This is a genomic window from Streptomyces sp. NBC_00193 (assembly GCF_026342735.1).
In the GTDB taxonomy this organism is placed as follows: domain Bacteria; phylum Actinomycetota; class Actinomycetes; order Streptomycetales; family Streptomycetaceae; genus Streptomyces; species Streptomyces stoeckheimensis.
In genome coordinates, this window is the sequence record NZ_JAPEMM010000001.1 from 5,780,241 (window position 1) to 5,800,043 (window position 19,803).

General features: G+C 72.2%; 16 protein-coding genes. 11 read left to right on the forward strand and 5 right to left on the reverse strand.

Features of this window, described 5'->3' with window-relative positions:
- Positions 1-55: 55 nt before the first annotated feature.
- Both OG898_RS25925 and OG898_RS25930 read right to left on the reverse strand, forming a co-directional pair.
- Complete coding sequence (locus tag OG898_RS25925; protein WP_266959494.1) at positions 56-2,077, reverse strand: NB-ARC domain-containing protein; 2,022 nt, start codon at positions 2,075-2,077, stop codon at positions 56-58.
- A gap of 167 nt (positions 2,078-2,244) precedes the next feature.
- A complete protein-coding gene (locus OG898_RS25930; protein WP_266959496.1) occupies positions 2,245-3,249 on the reverse strand; it encodes a fibronectin type III domain-containing protein in 1,005 nt (334 codons plus the stop codon).
- A 196-nt stretch (positions 3,250-3,445) separates the two neighbouring features.
- Between OG898_RS25930 and OG898_RS25935 the strand changes: the two genes are divergently transcribed.
- The 7 genes from OG898_RS25935 (at position 3,446) to OG898_RS25965 (ending at position 10,675) form a co-directional block, all read left to right on the forward strand.
- Positions 3,446-5,047: an ABC transporter substrate-binding protein gene (locus OG898_RS25935; RefSeq protein WP_266959498.1), complete on the forward strand. Its 1,602-nt coding sequence runs from the start codon at positions 3,446-3,448 to the stop codon at positions 5,045-5,047.
- Positions 5,048-5,085: 38 nt separating this feature from the next.
- The gene (locus OG898_RS25940) at positions 5,086-6,051 is read left to right on the forward strand and encodes an ABC transporter permease (RefSeq protein ID WP_250740155.1); all 966 of its coding nucleotides are present in this window, start codon (positions 5,086-5,088) and stop codon (positions 6,049-6,051) included.
- Positions 6,044-6,976, forward strand: coding sequence for an ABC transporter permease (locus tag OG898_RS25945; RefSeq protein ID WP_266959500.1), 933 nt, complete (start codon positions 6,044-6,046; stop codon positions 6,974-6,976). Before OG898_RS25940 ends, OG898_RS25945 begins: the two co-directional genes overlap by 8 nt.
- Before the next feature lie 133 nt (positions 6,977-7,109).
- Positions 7,110-8,012 carry an ABC transporter ATP-binding protein gene (locus tag OG898_RS25950; protein WP_266960451.1) on the forward strand — a complete coding sequence of 301 codons (903 nt, stop codon included), beginning with the start codon at positions 7,110-7,112 and terminating at the stop codon, positions 8,010-8,012.
- The gene (locus OG898_RS25955; protein WP_250740153.1) at positions 8,005-8,664 is read left to right on the forward strand and encodes an ABC transporter ATP-binding protein; all 660 of its coding nucleotides are present in this window, start codon (positions 8,005-8,007) and stop codon (positions 8,662-8,664) included. Before OG898_RS25950 ends, OG898_RS25955 begins: the two co-directional genes overlap by 8 nt.
- A gap of 100 nt (positions 8,665-8,764) precedes the next feature.
- Positions 8,765-8,959 carry a hypothetical protein gene (locus OG898_RS25960; protein ID WP_250740152.1) on the forward strand — a complete coding sequence of 65 codons (195 nt, stop codon included), beginning with the start codon at positions 8,765-8,767 and terminating at the stop codon, positions 8,957-8,959.
- Positions 8,960-9,106: 147 nt separating this feature from the next.
- A complete protein-coding gene (locus OG898_RS25965; protein WP_266959503.1) occupies positions 9,107-10,675 on the forward strand; it encodes a hypothetical protein in 1,569 nt (522 codons plus the stop codon).
- A 67-nt stretch (positions 10,676-10,742) separates the two neighbouring features.
- On the opposite strand, the gene OG898_RS25970 is transcribed toward OG898_RS25965, so the two are convergent.
- Complete coding sequence (locus OG898_RS25970) at positions 10,743-11,870, reverse strand: PP2C family protein-serine/threonine phosphatase (protein WP_250740150.1); 1,128 nt, start codon at positions 11,868-11,870, stop codon at positions 10,743-10,745.
- A 107-nt stretch (positions 11,871-11,977) separates the two neighbouring features.
- Positions 11,978-15,445 (reverse strand): M28 family peptidase, encoded by a 3,468-nt coding sequence (locus OG898_RS25975; RefSeq protein ID WP_266960453.1) that lies wholly within the window; start codon positions 15,443-15,445, stop codon positions 11,978-11,980.
- A 204-nt stretch (positions 15,446-15,649) separates the two neighbouring features.
- Between OG898_RS25975 and OG898_RS25980 the strand changes: the two genes are divergently transcribed.
- From OG898_RS25980 to OG898_RS25995, 4 genes are all read left to right on the forward strand, one after another.
- Positions 15,650-16,609, forward strand: coding sequence for a LysR family transcriptional regulator (locus OG898_RS25980; protein WP_250740149.1), 960 nt, complete (start codon positions 15,650-15,652; stop codon positions 16,607-16,609).
- Between the two features lie 128 nt (positions 16,610-16,737).
- Positions 16,738-17,631, forward strand: coding sequence for a sulfatase-like hydrolase/transferase (locus OG898_RS36330; protein ID WP_323184889.1), 894 nt, complete (start codon positions 16,738-16,740; stop codon positions 17,629-17,631).
- The gene (locus tag OG898_RS25990) at positions 17,529-18,158 is read left to right on the forward strand and encodes a sulfatase-like hydrolase/transferase (RefSeq protein WP_323184905.1); all 630 of its coding nucleotides are present in this window, start codon (positions 17,529-17,531) and stop codon (positions 18,156-18,158) included. The genes OG898_RS36330 and OG898_RS25990 overlap by 103 nt, the downstream gene beginning before the upstream one ends.
- Positions 18,159-18,236: 78 nt before the next feature.
- Complete coding sequence (locus OG898_RS25995; RefSeq protein ID WP_266959508.1) at positions 18,237-19,121, forward strand: formylglycine-generating enzyme family protein; 885 nt, start codon at positions 18,237-18,239, stop codon at positions 19,119-19,121.
- Positions 19,122-19,128: 7 nt separating this feature from the next.
- Here OG898_RS25995 and OG898_RS26000 read toward each other — a convergent pair whose 3' ends face one another.
- Complete coding sequence (locus OG898_RS26000) at positions 19,129-19,728, reverse strand: TetR/AcrR family transcriptional regulator (RefSeq protein ID WP_266959510.1); 600 nt, start codon at positions 19,726-19,728, stop codon at positions 19,129-19,131.
- Positions 19,729-19,803 lie beyond the last annotated feature (75 nt).

Sequence of the window (19,803 nt, forward strand, 5' to 3'; positions counted from 1 at the left end):
AGGAGTTACGTCACGGCGCCACCGGCCCGGCCCGGCCCCATGCACGGGGTGGGCCTCAGCCGGTGGACACCGCCGCGCCGCCCAGGAAGGCGTTCTCGTACGCCTCGTCGCCGATCGCCGCCCTGGCCTGCCGTTCGCCCTGGTCGCGCACGGCCGTGAGCGAAGGGGAGCCCATCTGCGGCCGGCCCACCGTGCGCCACCAGGCGTGCCCCGTGCCCAGCAGCCGGGCCGCCAGCTCGCCGTCTCCCATGGCCGCCACCGCCGCCGCCAGCAGGTCGAGACCGAGCGCGATCCCGAAGCGGTCGCCCAGCAGCCGTTTGCCCGACAGCATCGCCCGCGCGTGCCGGGCCGCCTCCCCGTGGTGGCCGAGCCCGAACGCCGCCACGGCCAGGATGTAGTCCGCGTACGCCCGCAGCCAGCGCTCGCCCAGCTCCGAGCAGGCCTCGCGCAGGCCCCGGGCCTCCCGCTCGGCCTCCTCGAAGCGACCGAGGTCGCACAGCGCGTAGCCGGTGGCCAGCCGGCACAGCAGCCAGCCCACGCCGCTGGGTCTCCCGCCGTGGCCCCCGCGGGCCCGGGGTCCGGCGAGCGCCAGGGCCCGTACGGGATCGCCCGGCATCAGCACCGACACCGCGTGCAGGTACGCGGCGCGCAGCTCCGGCTCCGGGTCGGCCAGCGCGGCCGCGGCGGCGGTGCACGCCTTGCCGAGCTCCTCGGCCGTGGCCAGGTCGCCCTGGAGCAGGGTGGTGAGCCCCAGGGCCCACAGGGCCTGGACGTACGCGGCCCCCGAGCGCGGCCCCCTGCTCAGGGCCCGTTCCAGGAAGGAGCGGCCCTCGTTCACGTGGCCGCAGGAGAACCAGAAGAACCAGAGCGCGCCGGCCGTCTCCAGGGCCGCCGTCGGATCCGAGCGGAGCAGGTGTTCCAGGGCGGTACGCAGCTGCGCGTGCTCGGCGGTCATCCTGCGGTACCAGTCCACCTGGCCGGGCCCCATCCACCCCGGATCGGCGGCCTTCGAGAGCGCGGCGTACCAGTGGGCGTGCCGGTCGGCGACGACCCGTTCCTCGCCGAGTTCCGCCAGCCAGTCCTGTCCGTACTCGCGGATCGTGTCCAGCAGCCGGTAGCGGGCGCCCGCGCCCCGTTCCCGGCTGCACCGGACCACCGACTTCGCCACCAGGCCCGCCAGCACCCGCTCCACCCGCGCGGCGGGCAGGGGGCCGCCCGAGCACACCGCGCGCGCCGCGGCCACGTCGAAGTCCCCGGTGAAGACCGAGAGCCGGGCCCACAGCAACCGCTCGACGGGTTCGCACAGTTCGTGGCTCCAGCCGATGGCGGTGCGCATCGTCTGGTGCCGGGGGAGCCGGGCGGTGGTGGTGCCGGAGAGCAGGTCGAAGCGGCCTTCGAGGCGCTGCGTCATCTGCTCCAGCGTCCACAGCCGCATCCGGGCGCCGGCCAGTTCGAGGGCGAGGGGGATCCCGTCCAGGCGGCGGCAGATGTCCGCGGCGAGGGCCACCCGGTCCGGGTCGGCGAAGGCGGCCGCGGCGTGCGGGGTGGCGGCCAGGGCGCGGGCCCGGAACAGGACGAGGGCGTCGCTCTCGGGCCCGTCGCTGGGCAGCGGGCTGACCTCGACGAGGTGCTCCCCGGGGGTGCGCAGCGGCTCGCGGGTGGTGATCAGCACCGTCAGGCCCGGTGCGGACTGCAGGAGTTCGCCCACCAGGTGCCGGCAGGCGGCCACCAGGTGCTCGCACGTGTCGAGGACGATCAGCAGCTCCTTGTCGGCCATCCACGCGCACAGTTCCTCGTCCAGGGGGCGCGGGGACTGGTGGGCGAGGCCGATGGTGTGCGCGACGGTGGCGGTGAGCAGGTCGACGTCGCGCAGCGGGGAGAGCTCCACCCACCACACCCCGTCGGGCCTGCGCTGGCGGGGGTCGGCGGCGGCCCGCAGGGCCAGCCTGGACTTGCCGACGCCGCCGACGCCCGTGAGCGTCACGAGCCGTCGCTCGCGCAGCAGGTCGGACAGGAGGCCGAGTTCACGCTCACGGCCCACGAAGCTCGCCGTTTCCGGCGGCAGGTTTCCCGGCACGGCGCCAGAGTCTGGCGCAGGGTCGCCGTCCGCGGAATCTGCCTGATTGTTGTTGACCGAGTACTCACCGAACACGGGAGTATTCTGCGCGATCTTCTTTCCCCGTAGTGCCGTTCGGGTCAGATCGGAACGAACGGGTTGTCAGGACACGCTCTGCCGCGCGGGGTTCAGGAGGCCAGGACGACCCGCCGTTCGGCGGAAAAGGCCCCCCAGGTGCCGTCGGGGAGCCGCGCCCGGAGCTTCACGGTCCATACGGTTCCGGGCGGTTCGGCGACCGTGAGGCGGTGCTCCGCCCGGCCGGACGGGACCGCGCCCGCGCCGAACTGGATGACGGTGGTGGGGCGGCCGTTGACGTAGAGCTCGTACTCGCTGGTCTCCCGCCCGGTCGCCGGGGCGGTCCAGGCGAGGGTCACCGCGCCCGGTGAGGCGGCCGCGGTGAAATCGGCCGGGGCGGTGCCGGTCCGCTGCCCGGGTCCGGGCGGGGTGGTCACGTCGGCGGCGGGGCCGGCGGGGGAGGAGTTGTCGGCCCCGTCGCGGGCCTTGACGGTGAAGGTGTACACGCTGTCGGGCCGGAGGTCCTCCAGGACCGTCGTGGTGACGCCGGGGCCGACCGTGTGGATGCGGGCGTCGCCCTGGTAGACGTCGTACGCGGTGACGCCCGTGTCGTCGGTGGCCGCGGCCCAGGTCAGCCGGGCGGAGGTGGGCCCGAGGGCCTGGCCCTCCGTACGGGGCGGGGCGGTCGGGGCCTGCCGGTCCTCGGCCTTGGCCGCCGGGGTGGTGGCCGAGGCCGTCGCCGCGGCCGGGGAGGTGTTCCCCGCGGCGTCCCGGGCGCGGACCGTGAAGGCGTAGGACGTCTGCGGGGCGAGGCCGGTGATGTCCGTCATCGTCTTGTCGGCGGGCAGTTCCCGGACCAGGCGGTCCGCCTGGAAGACGAGGAAGGAGGTCACCCCGTCGGAGGGCGCGGGCGACTGCCACATGACGTGCACGGTGGTGGCGCTGCCGGCCTGGGCCGTGAGTCCGGCCGGGGCCGCCGGAGGCGTGGTGTCGGAGGTTCCGCACGCCGACAGCAGGGCCGCAAGGGCAAGGGCCAGGGCGGGAGTCGTTCCGCGTACGGACGGCCGCCGGAAGGGGCGCGGGTGGTGCGGCGCGGTGCGGGCTGCGGGGTCGTGCACGGCGGGGGCGCCCTCTTCTTCCGGTAGGTCGGGTCTTCCGGCTCCTCGGAAAGGTCTAGACATATATGGCACGCTCCGCGGCGGCCGGGCAAGACCCCTGCGTGGCCGCTTACCGCCGACGGCGCCCGGTTCGTGTCCTCCCGTCCCCGTCTGGCATTATTGCGAGCTCTTTGCAATAACGAAGGAAGTGCACCAGATGAAGGCCCGGACCGTACGGGGAATGGCCGGGGCGACCGCGGCCGCGGTGATCGTCACGGGCGTGGCGGCCTGCTCGAACCCCGGGGGAGGTGCCGCGGCGGGCGCCGGGGCGGCCGACTCCGCCGTGGTCGGCATAGCCACCGAGCCGGAGAGCCTCAGCCCGCTGCTGGGCTACGGCAAGGACGGCAACTCGAAGATCTTCGACGGACTGCTGGCCCGCGACGCGGACATGAAGCTGAAGCCCGCGCTGGCCCGTGCCCTCCCGGAGGTCTCCGCGGACGGGCTGACGTACACCTACGCGCTCCGCCCGGGCGTGCGGTTCAGCGACGGGCAGCCGTTCGGCTCCAAGGACGTCGTCTTCACCTACAAGGCGATCCTCGACGCGAAGACGAACAACGCGTCCAAGTCCGAGCTCGACGCGATCGCGGACGTCACGGCGCGGGGCGACGACTCCGTCGTCTTCACACTGAAGTACCCCTACGCCCCCTTCGCCGAGCGGACCGTCCTGCCCATCGCCCCCGAGCACCTCGCGGGCGGACAGGACGTCAACAGCGGCGAGTTCACCACCAAGCCCGTCGGCACCGGACCGTACGTGCTCACCGCCTGGTCCAAGGGCGAGAAGCTGAGCTTCAAGGCCAACCCGACCTACTGGGGCGGCGAGCCCGCGGTGAAGAAGTTCACCATGGCGGTCATCAAGGACGACGACGTGCGCGCCACCCGGCTGCGCTCCGGCGAGCTGGACGGGGCCGTCCTGCCGCCGAACCTGGCCAAGGGGTTCGCGGCCGACAAGGCGCTCAAGACCTACGCGGCCAAGACCTACGACTACCGCCAGGTCACCCTGCCGACCGAGCACCCCGTCACCGGTGACACGGCCGTGCGCCAGGCCCTGGACATCGCGGTGGACCGGGACACGATGGTCGACAAGCTCCTGGAGGGCGCGGGCAAGGCCGCCTACGGCCCCGTCCCGACCGGCAGCCCGTGGTTCACCGCCGGCACCGAGCGCCCGTACGACCTCGCCAGTGCCAAGAAGATCCTCGACGACGCCGGCTGGATCCCCGGCGCCGACGGCATCCGCGCCAAGGACGGGATCCGCGCCGCCTTCCCGCTCTGGTACCCCTCCGGCGACAAGCTCCGCCAGGACCATGCCCTCGCCTTCGCCTCCGACGCCAAGAAGGCGGGCATCCAGGTCACCACCGAGTCCGGCAGCTGGGAGGTCATCGAGCCCCGGATGAAGACCGACGCCGTCCTCGCGGGCGGCGGCTCCCCGGCCGACCCGGACTTCGACCAGTACCTGACGCTGAACTCCGCGCTCGCGGGCGACGGCTTCAACAACATGGCCCGGTACGACAACCCGGCCGTCGACAAGGCGCTGCTCGACGGCCGCCGCAGCGCGGACCCGGCCGTCCGCAAGGCCGCGTACGACACGGTCCAGCGCGAGCTCGTCAAGAACCCGGGCTACGTCTACCTCACCCACATCGACCACCTCTACGTCGTGGCGGACAAGTGGGACGGGCCCACCACACAGACCGAGCCGCACGACCACGGCCTCGGAACCGGCCCCTGGTGGAACCTCGAGAGCTGGAAGCCCGAGCAGAAGTGAGCCGTCTCCACCGTTTCCACCGACTCCCGTGGGGGCCGATGGCGCGCATGGCGGGGCGGCGGACCCTGTTCGCCGGGCCGGTGCTGCTCGTCGTGACCTTCGGGGTGTTCGCCGTCGCCGCACTGTCGCCCTTCGACCCCGTCAAGGCCTACGCAGGCACCGCCGGGCTCACCGCCTCCCAGGCCGAACTCGACCAGCTGCGGGTCAACCTCGGGGTGGACCAGCCCCTGCTCGCGCGCTGGTGGGAGTGGCTCACCTCGGCGCTGACCGGCGACCTCGGCACCTCCGCCGTGATGCGCCAGCCCGTCTCCGACGTCATCGCCGAGCGGCTCGGCTGGTCGGCGCTGCTCGCGGTGTGCGCCTTCGCCTTCGCCGTCCTGGTGGGCACCGGACTCGGCGTCCTGGCCGCACGCCGGCCGGGCGGGCGCCTGGACCGGGCCGTCTCCGGGCTCGCGTACACCCTCGAAGCGGCCCCGGCCTTCTGGCTGGGCCTGCTCGCCGTCTGGTTCTTCTCGGTGCGCCTGGGCGTGCTGCCGTCCGGTGGCCTCACCGACGCGGGCAGCGACGTGGTCACCGCCGGGCAGGTGGCCCGCCACCTGGTGCTGCCCGCGCTGGTCCTCGGCATCTCCCAACTGCCCTGGTTCTTCCTGTACGTCCGGCAGGGCGTGGCCGACGCGCTGGAGGAGGATCCCGTACGGGGCGCCCGCGCGCGGGGCCTGGGGGAGCGGCGGGTGCTGCTCGGCCACGGGCTGCGCTCGGGCATGCTCCCCATGCTGACCCTGATCGGGTCGCGGGTGCCGGAGCTGATCACCGGCGCGCTCCTGGTGGAGACCGTCTTCAGCTGGCCCGGCATCGCCGCGGCCACCGTGCAGGCCGCGACCTCGGTGGACTTCCCGCTGCTGGCCGCGCTGACGGTGCTGGCGACGGCGGCCGTGCTCGCCGGAAACCTGCTGTCCGACCTGCTCTACGGACTCGCGGACCCGAGGGTGGGCTTCGATGGCTGATGTCACGCACGCGACGGACGCGACCGACGCGACCGACGCGACTGAAACGACCGACACGGTCGGAGCGCAGCTCTGGCGGTCCCGCGGCCGCGACCGGAGCTCCACCCGGACCCTGCGGGTGCGGACCTCGGCGGTGATCGTCGTCCTCATCGCGCTGGCGGTGCTGCTCGTGCCGCCGCTGGTCCAACTCGACCAGCAGGCGGTCGACTTGTCGGCAAAGCTGCTGCCGCCCTCCTGGGCCCATCCCTTCGGCACCGACGACGTGGGCCGCGACCTGCTGCTGCGCTGCGTGTACGGGCTGCGCGTCTCGCTGCTGGTAGGGCTGGTGGCGGCGCTGGTCGCCACCGTCCTCGGCACAGCGGTCGGCGCGCTCGCGGGAGCGCTCGGCGGGTGGCCGGACCGGTGCCTCATGCGCGTGGTGGACGCGCTGTCCTCGATCCCGCACCTGCTGCTCGGCATCTTCATCGTGGCGATGTTCCGGCCGGGGGTGTGGCCGGTGGTCGTCTCGGTGGCGCTGACCCATTGGCTGTCGACGGCCCGCATCGTCCGCGCGGAGGTGCTCTCGCTGCGTTCGCGGCCCTATCTGGACGCGGCCGTCTCGGGCGGCGCCTCGCGGTGGCGGGTGACCGTACGCCACCTCGTGCCCGGAGTCCTGCCGCAGGCGGGGCTCGCCGCCGTGCTGATGGTCCCGCACGCCATGTGGCACGAGTCGGCCCTGTCCTTCCTGGGCCTCGGCCTGCCGGCGCACCAGGCGAGCCTGGGCAATCTGGTCCAGACGGCCCGCGGTTCGCTGCTCGCCGGCGACTGGTGGCCCACGCTCTTCCCCGGGCTCCTCCTGATCGTCCCGACCCTGGCCATCGCCGGCCTCGCGGGCGCCTGGCGCGAACGCCTCAACCCCCGCCGCCGCTCGGAGCTCAGCCTGTGAAGGAGCCCAGCCCGTGAAAACCCCCGTCCCTTCGGAACCGAACCCGGCGTCGGCGTCGGCGCCGGCCTCCGGGTCCGCGCCGGAGACCGCCCGGCCCGTGCTCGCCCTGGACCGGCTCTCCGTGCGCTTCCGCATGCGCGGCGGCCGGTACGTCGCGGCCGTCACCGACGCCACGCTCGCCCTGGCCCCCGGCGAATGCCTCGCCCTCGTCGGCGAGAGCGGCTGCGGCAAGTCCGTGCTCGCCTCCGCCCTCCTCGGCCTGCTCCCCGGCAACGCCGAGACCGCCGGCGCGGCCCGGCTCGCCGACGGGACCGACCTGCTCGCCCTCGACGAGCGCACCCTCGCCCGGACCGTACGGGGCCGTCGCGTCGCCCTGGTCCCGCAGAGCCCCGCCGCGCACCTCACCCCGGTCCGCACCATCCGCTCCCACCTGGAGGAAACGGTCCGCGAACTGACCGGGGCCGCCGGACGGAAGTCCCGGTCGCAGCTGCGGGAGGCCGCCGAAGCGGCGGCCGGGCGGGCGTCCTTCCCCGCCACCCACCTGGACCGCCATCCCCACGAACTCTCCGGCGGGCTCGCCCAGCGCGCCGCCACCGCACTCGCGCTGATCGGCGACGCGCCCCTGCTGCTCGCCGACGAGCCGACCACCGGCCTCGACCGGGACCTCGTCGACCGCACCGTCGACGAGCTGCGCGCCCACACCCGGGAGGCCGGCCGGGCGTTGCTGATGATCACGCACGACCTCGCGGCGGCCCACCGCATCGCCGACACCGTGGCCGTCATGTACGCGGGCCGCATCGTGGAAACCGCCCCCGCCGGAGCCTTCTTCGGCGCTCCGGGCCCCCGCCACCCCTACGCGCGCGGGCTCCTCGACGCCCTCCCCGAGCGGGCCTTCACCCCCGTCCCGGGCGCCCCGCCCGAACTCGGCGCGCTCCCGCCCGGCTGCGCCTTCGCCGCACGCTGTCCGCGCGCCGATTCCCGCTGCCGGGCCGAGCGGCCCCCGCTCACCGAAGGGGTGGCCTGCCACCATGCTTGAGCTCACCGGCATCACCGCCGGGTACGACCGCCGCGCCCCCGTCGTACGCGGAGCCCACCTGAGGCTCGCCCCCGGCGCCTCCCTCGGACTGCTCGGCCCCAGCGGCTGCGGCAAGTCCACCCTGGCCAGGGTCGCCGCACTGCTGCACCGCCCCGACCGGGGGACCGTGGCCTTCGACGGCCGCGCCGCGGCCGGCTTCCGGCACCGCGCGCCGCGCGCCCTGCGCACCTCGGTCGGCATGGTGTTCCAGCAGCCCCGGCTGGCGGCGGACCCCCGGCTCACGCTGCGCGAGCTCGTCGCCGAGCCGCTCCGGGCGACCGGACGGCGTGGTGAGATCGACGCCACCGTCCCCGCGTTGGCGGACCGGGTCGGCCTCGGCGCCGACCTGCTCGGCCGACGGCCCCACGAGGTCAGCGACGGGCAGCTGCAACGGGCCTGCGTGGCCCGGGCCCTGGTGCTGCGACCGCGCTGGCTGGTGTGCGACGAGATGACCGCCATGCTCGACGCGTCGACCACGGCCGCGCTGGTCGGCGTAGTGGAGGAGTACCGGGCGGAGTCCGGCGCCGGCCTGCTGGCGGTGGGGCACGATGCCGTGCTGCTCGGCCGCTGGTGCGGGCGAACGGCCCACTGGGACGAGATCGTCAAGGACTGAGCGCCGGTCACGGACCGTCAACACCCGTTTGGCGGACACGAGTTTCGCCCGAAGGGCCCTCCTGCTGCGCCACCATGGCGGCGCTTAAGGAGGTGTTCCGATGGTGATCTCCCTCTCCGTCCTCGTCCTGCTCCTCGTCCTCGCGTGGATCTTCCTGCGCGGTGGCGGCCTCAAGCTGTCGCACGCGCTCGTCTGCGTCCTGCTCGGCTTCTACCTCGCGAGCAGCAGCCTCGCGCAGACCATCCACAACGGGGTCTCGGCCACGGCGAACGTGGTCGGCGGCCTCAAGCCCTGATCGGCGAAGGCGAGTTGATCAACTGTTGCGCCTTCGTGAATCATCCGGCTCTTCCATGGACTCCTCAGGCAGTGCGATCTAGCGTCTGGCCCCGGCGCGATGTCAGACGCAATGTCAATAAAACTGAGGACAAGGGAGGAAGTCCGGATGTTCCGAAGAGCGCTGAACTGCGCCGTGGCACCCGCTCTCGCCGCATGTGCGGTGTTGTACGGGGTCTCGCCGGCAGCCGCCGAGGAGATACCCCTGGCCCCGGGCCACCGCCTGGTCAGCCACTACGACGGCGCCCCGGCCGCGGCGGCGCCGCTGCCCGGCGAAGCCCCGCCGCAGCACCCGTTCCTCGCGCCCAACGGCCGCAGCGGGATGCACTCCGACGCGGCGGGCAGCGCCACCTCGCCCTGGTCCGGACCGCTCGGCAAGAACCCGAAGGTGACCAGCGAGAAGATCGCCGCACTCGGCGGCGAATGCGCCACCGCCACCTTCGACTCGGGCGGCCGGCTGGTCACCGTGTGCGGCACCTTCGGCGGCTTCAAGGTCAAGCTGCTGGACCCCCGTACGCTCGCCACGCTCGCGGAACACCAGCTCCCGCAGCGTTCTTCGACGGTCCAGGCGATCACCTCGCTCGACTTCTCGAAGATCTTCAAGGACACCTCGGGCGGAGCCTACTTCTACCTGGACAACCAGGACCGGGCGGTGCTGGCCGACTCCCGCCAGCACATCCTGCGGCTCTCGCACGTACAGAAGCCGGACGGATCCTGGAAGTTCGAGGTCGACGACGACTGGGACCTCACCGGGCAGGTCCCGCACGACTGCGTCGACTGGACCAACCTGTGGCCCACCGGCACCTGTGACCCGGTCACCTCGGTGATGCCCGACTGGAACGGCCGCATCTGGTGGGTCACCCGCCAGGGCCGCGTCGGCACCGTGGACCCGGCGACCTCGGTGATCCGCTCGATCCGGCTGGCGGGCGAGGAGATCCAGAACTCCTTCTCGGTCGGCGAGGACGGCGTCTCCATCGTCACCGACCATGCGCTCTACAGCTTCACCGCCTCCGCCGACGGCACCCCCGTCGCGCAGTGGCGCCAGACCTACGACCGCGGTACGGGAACCAAGCCCGGCTCGGTCAACCAGGGCTCGGGCACCACCCCGGACCTCTTCGGCAACGGCTACGTCGCCATCACCGACAACGCCGACGACCGGATGAACGTGCTGGTCTTCAAGCGGGGCCTGGACGTGCCCGAGGGGCAGCGGCTGGTGTGCAAGGTCCCGGTCTTCGGATCGGGCGCCTCGACCACCGACAACTCCCTGATCACCTGGGGCAACAGCATCGTCGTCGAGAACAACTACGGCTACGAGAACGTCACGTCCCTGGTCCTCGGCAAGTCCGTCGTCGGGGGCGTCAGCCGCATCGACGTCCGCGCCGACGGCAGCGGCTGCGACACGGTCTGGCACAGCGCGATCCGCTCGCCCTCCGTGGTCCCCAAGCTCTCCACCGCGAACGGGCTGCTCTACTTCTACGAGAAGGAGCCGAACTCCTGGGGGATCGACGCCTGGTACCTCACGGCCGTCGACTTCCGCACCGGTGAGCGCCGCTGGCGCCGGCTGACCGGCACCGGCCCGCTGTACGACAACAACTGGGCCCCGATCACGCTGGGCCCCGACGGGACGGCCTACGTCGGCGTCTTCAACGGCATCGTCGCGGTCCGCGACGGCGGCTGAGCCACCGCGGGGGCCCGTCCACCGGACGGGCCCCCGCTCGGGGCGGCAGGGCCTCCCCGTTCCCCGTTCACGGCAGCCGGCCGACGCGCTCGATGGCCACCATCGCCGCGTCGTCGCCCAGGAGGCCGTTCGGAGTGTGGGCGAGCAGGTCCGCGCACAGGTGGCGCAGGAGGGCTTCGGGACCGTCTCCGGGCCAGTCGGCGGCCCGCTCCGGCAGGGGGTAGAAGGCCCCCGAGGCGTCACGGGCCTCGATGACGCCGTCCGTGTACAGCAGGACCACGTCCCCCGGCTCGAACGGGAAGGACTGCGGGGTGAAGCCCGTGTCCACGAATTCGGACAGTCCCAGCGGCGGAGCCGGATGGTCCACCTGGAGGGGGACGACGCGGCCCGCGCGCAGCAGCAGCGGCGGCGGGTGCCCGCAGCTGACCACCCGCAGCAAGGGCTCCCCGTCGGGAACGTCGAGCACGGCCGCGGTGGTGAACCCCTCGTCCGGCCGTCCGGGGCCCGAGGGGCCGTCCGAGCCCCGGTCCGGGTCGGCGGCCACGGCGGCCTCCAGATAGCCCACCAGCCCCGGCAGATCGGCCTCCAGATGGGCGGCGGCCCGGAAGGCGCCGAGGACGACCGAGGCCTCCCCGACGGCCTCCAGCCCCTTGCCGCGGACGTCGCCGATGATCAGCCGGGTGCCGTCGGCGGTGCGGGCGGCCGCGTACAGGTCGCCGCCGATCTGGGCCTCGGCCTCCGCCGACAGGTACACGGAGGCGATCCGCAGCGGGCCCATCCGGTCGCGCAGCGGTCGTAGGACCACCTGCTGCGCCGCGACCGCCACGGAACGCAGCTGGGTGAGCTGCCGCTCGTGCACCTCGCGCAAATGTGCGAAGAAGGTGACGAAGGCCGAGATCAGGACGAGGGCGATGATCTGGAACGTGTGGTTGAGGTCCGTCAGGGAGGTGCGGGCGATGGCCACGCCCACCTGCGCGAGGACCGCCGCGGCGCCGACGAGCCCGGTCGTCCGGGGCCCGGCGAAGGAGGCGGTGAGAGCGGGGGCGGCGACCAGGAAGGGGCCCAGGTGAACTTCCGGGGGAGCCAGGATGTCGACCACCGTGACGGTGGCGATCAGCAGGAACGGGACCGCCAGCAGGACCGCGCGCGATTCCCGGAACCGGCTGGTGCGTGGGTGCGACGCTGAGGGGTCCATGCCTCCTGCATACACCGCACACGGCCGGGCGGCACCCGCTCCGGCCGTGGGGCCGGGGCGGGTGCCGCCCGGTGGATGCTCAGGTGGTGCTCAGGGTGCCGGGGGCGTCAGCTCACCTGGAGGGTGACGTCGTCCACCACGAAGGAGGTCTGCAGGGAGGGGTCCTCCACGCCCTGGAACTTCAGCGTGACCGTCTGGCCGGCGAACCGGGAGACGTCGTACGTCTTGAGCTGGTAGCCGGCCGCCGCGTTCACGTTGGACAGGCTCGCCAGCGTCTGGCCGCCCACCGAGACCGTGAAGGTGTCGTAGACCGTGTTCTCGGTCTCGGCCGTGTCGATGTGCAGGTAGAAGCCGAGCTGGTACGAGGAGCAGCCGGTCGGGATGGTCACGGACTGCGAGGCGTTGTCCGTGCGGGTCGTGCCGTAGCCGTTGAGCCAGGCCTTGTAGGTGCCGCCGTGCGGGGTCTGGCCGGCCTGGTTGGTGATGACGTTCGAGGTGGTCGTCCACGGGGTGGTGCCGCTCTCGAACCCGCCGTTCGCGACGAGCTGGCGCGGGGTGCAGGAGGGGCCGGTGCCCGTGACGGTCAGGGTGTAGGTGGTGGTGTGGCTGACCGAGCCGGTGCCGGTGACGGTCAGGGTGTAGGTGCCGGGCGCGGTGCTCGCGCCGACCTGGACGGAGAGCGTCGAGGAGCTGCCCGACTGGACCGAGGTGGGGCTCAGCGAGGCGGTGGTCCCGGCGGGAGCGCCGGTCACCGACAGGGCTACGGTCTGGGCGGCTCCGCTGACGGTCGCGGTGTTGATCGTGGAGCTGGTGCTGCCGCCCTGGGCGGCACTGCCGGTGGCCGGGGAGGCGCTGATGGAGAAGTCCGGGCCGGGGGTGGTGCCGCCGACGGCCTGGTTCCAGACCGTGTAGGCCACGCCGTCGGCGCTGCGGTCCAGGACCGTGGCGCTGATGTTGTTCGTGGTGTCGCAGGAGGCGTGGTAGCAGGGGTCGTACGCCGCGTTCGCGGTGCCGCCCCACTTCGTGACCTGCGCCGCGGTCTTGCGGGCGCTGGCACCGGCGGCGTAGCCGGAGGTGGGGATGCCGCCCTGCTGGAAGGAGTAGTCGTCACTGCGGCCCTGGCCCTCGGTGTTCTCCTCGGGAGCGAGGTTCAGGGAGGTCCAGTAGGCCTTGAGCGGGGCGGCCGCCGTGGAGTTGACGTTGTTGATGAAGTAGCCGCCGTTGGTCGAGCCGACCATGTCGAAGTTGTAGTAGGCCTTGATGGCCGACTTCTGGGTGCTGGTGAGCTGGTTGACGTAGAACTTCGAGCCGTTGAGGCCCTGCTCCTCGTCGGTCCACCAGGCGAAGCGGACGTGCTTCGTCATCGTGGGGTTCTTCTGGGCGAGGACGAGCGCGTTCTCCAGCAGGGTCGCGGAGCCCGAGCCGTTGTCGTTGATGCCCGGACCCGCCGAGACGCTGTCGAGGTGCGCGCCGAACATGATCGTCTGGTCGGCGGGGCCGCCGGGCCAGTCGGCGATCAGGTTGTTCGACGGGTAGGTGCACGAGGTGCAGTTCTGCTCGGTCACCGTGTAGCCGGCGGCCTGCAGCTTGCCCTTGATGTACGCCACCGACTGGGTGTAACCGGCGCTGCCCGCACGGCGGTTGCCGCCGTTCTGGGAGGCGATGGTGTTGAACTGCGTCAGGTGCGCCTGGACGGCGGCCACGTCGATGTTCGGCGCGCCGGGGTTGGGCGTGGTGCCGCCGACGGTGAGCGCGTAGTCGACGGTGTGCGCGAGGCTGGTGCCCTGGCCCTTGACCACGACGGTCGAGGATCCCGGAGCCGCGCTGGAGGAGGCGGTCAGCGTCAGCGTCGAGGACTGGCCGGACTGCACGGTGGCCGGGCTGAAGGAGGCGGTGACGCCGGCCGGGAGGCCCGACGCGGTGAGGGTCACCTGCTGGGCGGTGCCCGTGGAGATGGCGGTGGCGACCGTGGTGGTGGCCGAGGCGCCCTGCTGGACGGTGCCCGAGGCCGGGTTCAGCGCCAGCGAGAAGTCGCTCTCCTGGCCGCTCGGGGTGCAGGTCGGGTCACCGGACTGCGCGGGCACGCTGATGGCGTCCCAGGCGGCCTTGGTCTTGTTGAACAGGTTGCAGGTGGCGTCCAGCGACTTGGCGGAACTCAGCGTCGCCGTCCGGTACTTCTTGTAGGACATGCTGGACGTCTTCAGAAGCATGCCGCCGTAGAAGATCTTGCCGGCGTTCTGTACGCCCACACCGGTCAGCGTGGACTGGTTGCAGGTGCTGCTGTTCGGCTTGCCGCCGCCCGGGCTGGTGCCCTCGGCGAGCAGGTAGAACCAGTGGTTCAGCGGGCCGGCCGCCGCGTGCACCTCGGTGCCCGGTATCGCGGAGCTGTAGCAGGCCGGGTCGTTGTTGACGGCCGCAGGGTTGTACATGTTGCGGATCGGCCCGCTGCCCACGAGGTTGATCGTCTCGCCGACGAGGTAGTCCGGAGTGTCGTACGGGGAGGGCTCGTTGGCGAAGGCCTCGGTCAGTGCGCCGAAGATGTCGCCGGTGGCCTCGCCGAGTCCGGACTCCTGGCCGCTGGTGCCGCCCGGGGTGTTGGAGTCGATGGCGTGCCCGTACTCGTGGGCCACCACGTCGATGCTGGCGATCCACTCGTTCGCGTTGTTGTGGCCGATGCTGACCGAGCTGCCGTCCCAGTACGCGTTCACGTCGTTCAGGCCGACCTTGGCCGGGAAGCTGCGGCCGTTGCCGCTGACGCCGTTGCGGCCGAGCCACTGGCTCAGCATGTCCCACTGCTTCTGAGCCGCGAACATCAGGTCCGTGCAACCGGTCTCCTTGGAGGTCGGGTTGCCCGTGCCCCAGGAGTCGGAGGACTTCGAGAAGACCGTGCCGGAGCTGTAGTCGGCGCAGCTCAGGCCGGTCCGGTTCGGGTCGCGCAGGGTGTACGTGCCACCGGAGGCGGTGGTGTCGATGGTCAGCGGGTTCGGGCCGTTCCACTTGCTGTTGCCGCTGCCCGCGACCACCTCGTCGAAGCGGTCGAGCACCTTGCCGGTGCGGGCGTCCACGAACACGTGGAGCCTGCTGGGCGCCTTGGCGGTACGCCCGACCAGAACGGTCTCCCAGGCCAGCACCGCCTTGTCGTCCTTGAGCTTGACGACGAGCCGGCGGCTCTCCACCTTGTCGGTCTTGACCTGCTCGGTGCGCGAGACGGTCTCGGCGGCCTGCGCCGAGACCGACGCGGTGGTCGCCACGTCGATCACGGTCGCGGAGGCCGACTGGAGGGCGCGCACCCGGCCCTGGCCGTCGGCGAGGACGACCGCGTCGCCGCCGACGACCGGCAGGCCGCGGTAGCTGCGCTCGTACGCGACGGAGTAGAGGTCCTTCACCCAGGGGGTGACCTGGCGCCGGTCGTACTGCTGCTGCGGGGAGTTGACCAGGCTGTCGAGCCCGCTGCGCACGGCCGCGTCGGCCGCGGCGACGGCCCGTTCGGCGGCGGTGGGAGGCAGGGGATCCGCGTTCTGCGAGGCGGTGGCGGTGGTGGCCAGCGTGCCGGCGAGGCCCGTGGTCAGCACCATGGCCGCGAGGGCGGCCATCCATCTGGTGGGCTGCAAGAGTCCACTCCGATCGTGTGGGGGGTGGAACGGGGAGGGGAGAGGTGTGAAAGGCGGTCTGGCTGTTCGCGGCCGAGTATGGGCGTGTCCATGACGAGATCGGGACATCTCTGCCGACATAAGACCGGCGTTATGGTGCCGGTGGATGACGCTGCGTAAGCTGCCGGGATGCAGCTGGAGTTGAGACATCTGCAAGCCGTCTGCCAGATAGCGGAGACCGGAAGCCTGGGGGGCGCGGCGCGGGTCCTCGGGGTCTCCCAGCCGGCGCTCTCCGCCCAGCTGCGCCGGATCGAGCGGGTCACCGGCGGCGAGCTCTTCGTCCGGGGCCGCCTCGGGGTCGAACCGACCCCGCTCGGTCAGTTCGTCCTGGCCAAGGCGCGCCGCGTGCTCAGCGAGATGGACGCCCTGGGTGCGGAGACGCGGGCCCGGACGACCGATGCCCCGCTGCGCCTGGGCTGCATCCTGCTGGTGCTGATCGACGGTCTGATCGCCCGGCAGGATCTGGCCCTGGCGGGCCGGGAGATCACCGTGGACCTGGAGGACTCGGTGACCGCCCTGGTGCGGATGCTCGGCGCGGGCCGCTACGACGTCATCGTGTACGGCGAGGTGAACGACCACGAGGTGCCGCTGCCCGCGGGAGTGACGGCCCGCACCCTGGTCCCCAAGGAACCCTTCTGCATCCGCATGGCGGCCCGGCACCCGCTGGCCCGGCTGGAGGCCCTCGATCTCGCGGACCTCGCCGACGAGCAGTGGATGACCCTGGTCGAGGACGACGACGGCGGGCCCGAGGCACTGATCGAGGCCTGCGCCAAAGCCGGCTTCGTCCCCGCGCTGCGCTACCGGATCACCGACCGCATGATGCAGTACGACCTGATCTCCGCGGGCCGGGCCGTCTCGCTGAGCCAGCCCACCGCACCCGCCGTGGCGGGCACGGTGATGCGCCCGCTGATCGGGGCCCCCATCACCGGGCGCATCCGGCTGGCCTGGAACCGCTCGACGGTCTCGGCCCGCCAAGCGGAACTCTTCTACCGGTCGGCCGCCTACGCGTACCTGGCCAATGTGGACAACAATCCCTTCCACCGGGCCTGGTGGGACGAGCATCCGGAAGCCCACCCGGCCATGGACTGACGCCGTTCACAGACCCTGACGTCATTTCATACTCCGTACATGGAACGCGTATTCCTCTCGCTTTACGCTCTCCGCATGGCAGTGGCCGCCACACCATTTCGCCTTCGGAGAGCAGGAGGAAATACCCCATGAGCAGGAGAGTCCGTACGCAGGTCAGCCGGAGAGGGTTCCTCGCCGGCACGGCCGCGGCGGCGGCCGCCGCCACCGTGCCCGCGATCGGCCAGGCGGCGGCGGCCCCCGCGGCGGCATCCGCGACCCGTCCGAACATCCTCCTGATCGTCACCGACGACCAGCCCAAGCAGACCGACTGGGCCCTTCAGAAGGCCATCGGCTGGCTCGCCGGCCAGGGTGTGAAGTTCAGCCACGGCCACGTCACCACCCCGCTGTGCGCACCCTCCCGCTCCTCGATCTTCTCCGGCCGCCACGCCCACAACCACGGGGTCCGCAACAACGCCGCTTCCGCCGCCCTGGACCAGAACACCACCGTCCAGCGCTATCTGAAGCAGGCCGGATATCGCACGGGTCTCTTCGGCAAATACCTCAATTCCTGGAACATTGCCGACGCGCCCCCGCATTTCGAGGATTTCGCGCTGCTCCAGCCCGGATACGTCGACGCGAAGTGGAACGTCAACGGGGCGGTCCAGACGATCAACGGCTACACCACGAACATCATCAAGAACCGCACGCTGGGCTTCCTGGACAAGGCGGCCACCGACACCCGCCCCTGGTTCGCCTACGTCACCCCGTACGCCTCGCACGGACCCCGTACGCCTCGCACGGACCCCGTACGCCCGAGGCCAAGTACGCGGGCACCCCCGTGCCCGAATGGAACGGCCGCCCCTCCGTCACCGAGGCCGACCGCAGCGACAAGCCGCCCTACATCCAGGACGCCACCGGCACCCTGGAGGACGGCAGGCGCATCCGCGCGGAGCAGCTGCGGGTGCTCCTCTCGGTCGACGACGCCGTCCAGGCCTTCAAGGACAAGCTGGCGGCCACCGGCCAGCTCGACAACACCCTCGTGATCTACATCGGCGACAACGGCTTCGGCTGGGCCGACCACGGCTGGACCGCGAAGTCGGTGCCCTACAGCCCCGCCCACGAGGTGCCGTTCTACCTCTCCTGGCCCGCCGGGGGCCTCGGCGCCGGCACGGTCGACGACCGCATCGTCGCCAACATCGACATCGCGCCCACCATCCTCGACGCCGCCGGGATCACCCCGAACACCCCGCAGGACGGCCGGTCGCTGCTGAGCTCGTACAGCCGCGACCACCTGCTCGTCGAATGGTGGAAGCAGGGCACCGCCCCCGACCACCGCACCTGGTCCTCCTACGTGGCCAAGGACAAGCAGTACGTGGAGTACTACAAGCTGCACACCGACGCCAACGGCACCGTGTCCGGCACCGGAGAGGTCACCTTCCGGGAGTACTACGACCTCGCCGCCGACCCGCACCAGCTGGTCAACAAGCTGTACCAGGCCACCCCGGCGCAGGAACGGAACCTGGGCATCCCCGCCCTGGCCGCCCAGCTCGCCGCCGACCGGGTCGGCTAGCTCCCAGACCTCCGGCCGGGCGCCCCACCAAGCGCCCGGCCGGACCGCATCCATCCCGCACGTTCACCGGAGCCCTTCATGTCCTCCTCCTGCTGCACCCCGGGGCACGACGCCCCGGTCGGCGCCGTCACCCTGCTCGCCGCGCCCGCGCTCGCCGCGCCCCGGGCCGTACGCGGTCTGCTCGACCTGCCCGGGGGGCGCTTCCTGATGGGCACCGAGGACGCGGACGGGTTCCCGGCCGACGGCGAGGGCCCGGTCCGGGAGGTGGCGGTGGATCCCTTCCGGATCGCGCCGACGACGGTGACCAACGCCCAGTACGCCACCTTCGTCAAGGCCACCGGACATGTCACGGAGGCGGAGGAGTTCGGGTTCTCCTTCGTCTTCGCCGGGCTGCTGGCGCAGGAACTCGCCGACACCGCACCGTCCGTGGCCGGGGTCCCCTGGTGGCGGGCGGTGAGCGGCGCGAGCTGGAAGCACCCCGAGGGGCCCGGGTCGTCCGTCACGACCCGGCAGAACCACCCCGTCGTCCACGTCTCGTGGAACGACGCCCGGGCGTACTGCTCCTGGTCCGGAACCAGGCTGCCCAGCGAGGCCGAATGGGAGTATGCGGCCCGCGGCGGCCTGGAGCAGCGCCGCTACCCCTGGGGCGACGAACTCGCCCCGGGAGGACGCACGCTGCTCAACATCTGGCAGGGCGAGTTCCCCACCACCCACACCGGCCCCCACCTCGGCACCGTCCCCGTGAAGTCGTACCGCCCCAACGGCCACGGGCTCTACAACGCCGTGGGCAACGTGTGGGAATGGTGCGAGGACCCCTTCGCTCCGGGCCACGAGTCCCGGACGATGCGCGGCGGTTCCTTCCTCTGCCACGACTCGTACTGCAACCGCTACCGGGTCGCGGCCCGCAGCTCCAACACCCCCGACAGCTCCACGTCCAACATCGGTTTCCGGGTGGCTGCCTGAGGCCGGGTCAGTTCGCCTCGACGACGAGCCCCGCCACGTGATCGGTGACCATGTCGAGGATCTCGGCCGCGGCCTTGTCGTCGCCGAGGACCAGGAAGTTCAGGGTCACCCCGTCCGTCATGGCCGCCAGATAGCGGGCCAGCACGGCCACCGGCACGCTGAGCTCGAACGGGTGGATCAGGCGCAGCTCCTCGAGCAGCACGGTGTACGCCGCGCAGTAGGACTCGTACTGCTTGCGCGCGAGGTGCCCGAACTCCGGCTGGCGCAGCGCGTACTGGGTGAGCTCGTAGGTGAGCAGGTGCGCCCCCGGGCTCGCCGCCACGTGGTCCCAGTACGCCTGGAAGCCGGCCCGGACGGTCTCCCGCAGCGTCGGCCTCGGCAGGATCGCGGCCTTCACGAGGGTGACGTAGTGCGCGGTGATGGTCTCGATGACCGACTCCAGCAGCGCCTGCTTGGAGTCGAAGCAGTAGTGGAAGACGCTCAGGGAGACGCCCGCCTCGGCGGCGATGGACCGGGTCGTGGTCCTGGACACCCCGTCGCGGGTCATCGCACGGATCGCCGCCTCCGTCAGCTGCCTGCGCCGGTCGGTCAACGGCATCCGTGCCATGTACGGGTTCCCCTTCGTTCCGGTGCGCCCCGAGCGGGGTGTCCGGGCGCACCGGCCCCCGGACATCCCGCTCGA

Excerpts from the sequence above, each read along its gene's own strand:
- OG898_RS25935 (WP_266959498.1), top strand. The coding sequence starts at position 3,446 with ATGAAGGCCCGGACCGTACGGGGAATGGCCGGGGCGACCGCGGCCGCG.
- OG898_RS25940 (WP_250740155.1), top strand. The coding sequence starts at position 5,086 with ATGGCGCGCATGGCGGGGCGGCGGACCCTGTTCGCCGGGCCGGTGCTG.
- OG898_RS25945 (WP_266959500.1), top strand. The coding sequence starts at position 6,044 with ATGGCTGATGTCACGCACGCGACGGACGCGACCGACGCGACCGACGCG.
- OG898_RS25950 (WP_266960451.1), top strand. The coding sequence starts at position 7,110 with ATGCGCGGCGGCCGGTACGTCGCGGCCGTCACCGACGCCACGCTCGCC.
- OG898_RS25955 (WP_250740153.1), top strand. The coding sequence starts at position 8,005 with ATGCTTGAGCTCACCGGCATCACCGCCGGGTACGACCGCCGCGCCCCC.
- OG898_RS25960 (WP_250740152.1), top strand. The coding sequence starts at position 8,765 with ATGGTGATCTCCCTCTCCGTCCTCGTCCTGCTCCTCGTCCTCGCGTGG.
- OG898_RS25965 (WP_266959503.1), top strand. The coding sequence starts at position 9,107 with ATGTTCCGAAGAGCGCTGAACTGCGCCGTGGCACCCGCTCTCGCCGCA.
- OG898_RS25970 (WP_250740150.1), bottom strand. The coding sequence starts at position 11,870 with ATGGACCCCTCAGCGTCGCACCCACGCACCAGCCGGTTCCGGGAATCG.
- OG898_RS25975 (WP_266960453.1), bottom strand. The coding sequence starts at position 15,445 with ATGGTGCTGACCACGGGCCTCGCCGGCACGCTGGCCACCACCGCCACC.
- OG898_RS25980 (WP_250740149.1), top strand. The coding sequence starts at position 15,650 with ATGCAGCTGGAGTTGAGACATCTGCAAGCCGTCTGCCAGATAGCGGAG.
- OG898_RS36330 (WP_323184889.1), top strand. The coding sequence starts at position 16,738 with ATGAGCAGGAGAGTCCGTACGCAGGTCAGCCGGAGAGGGTTCCTCGCC.
- OG898_RS25995 (WP_266959508.1), top strand. The coding sequence starts at position 18,237 with ATGTCCTCCTCCTGCTGCACCCCGGGGCACGACGCCCCGGTCGGCGCC.
- OG898_RS26000 (WP_266959510.1), bottom strand. The coding sequence starts at position 19,728 with ATGGCACGGATGCCGTTGACCGACCGGCGCAGGCAGCTGACGGAGGCG.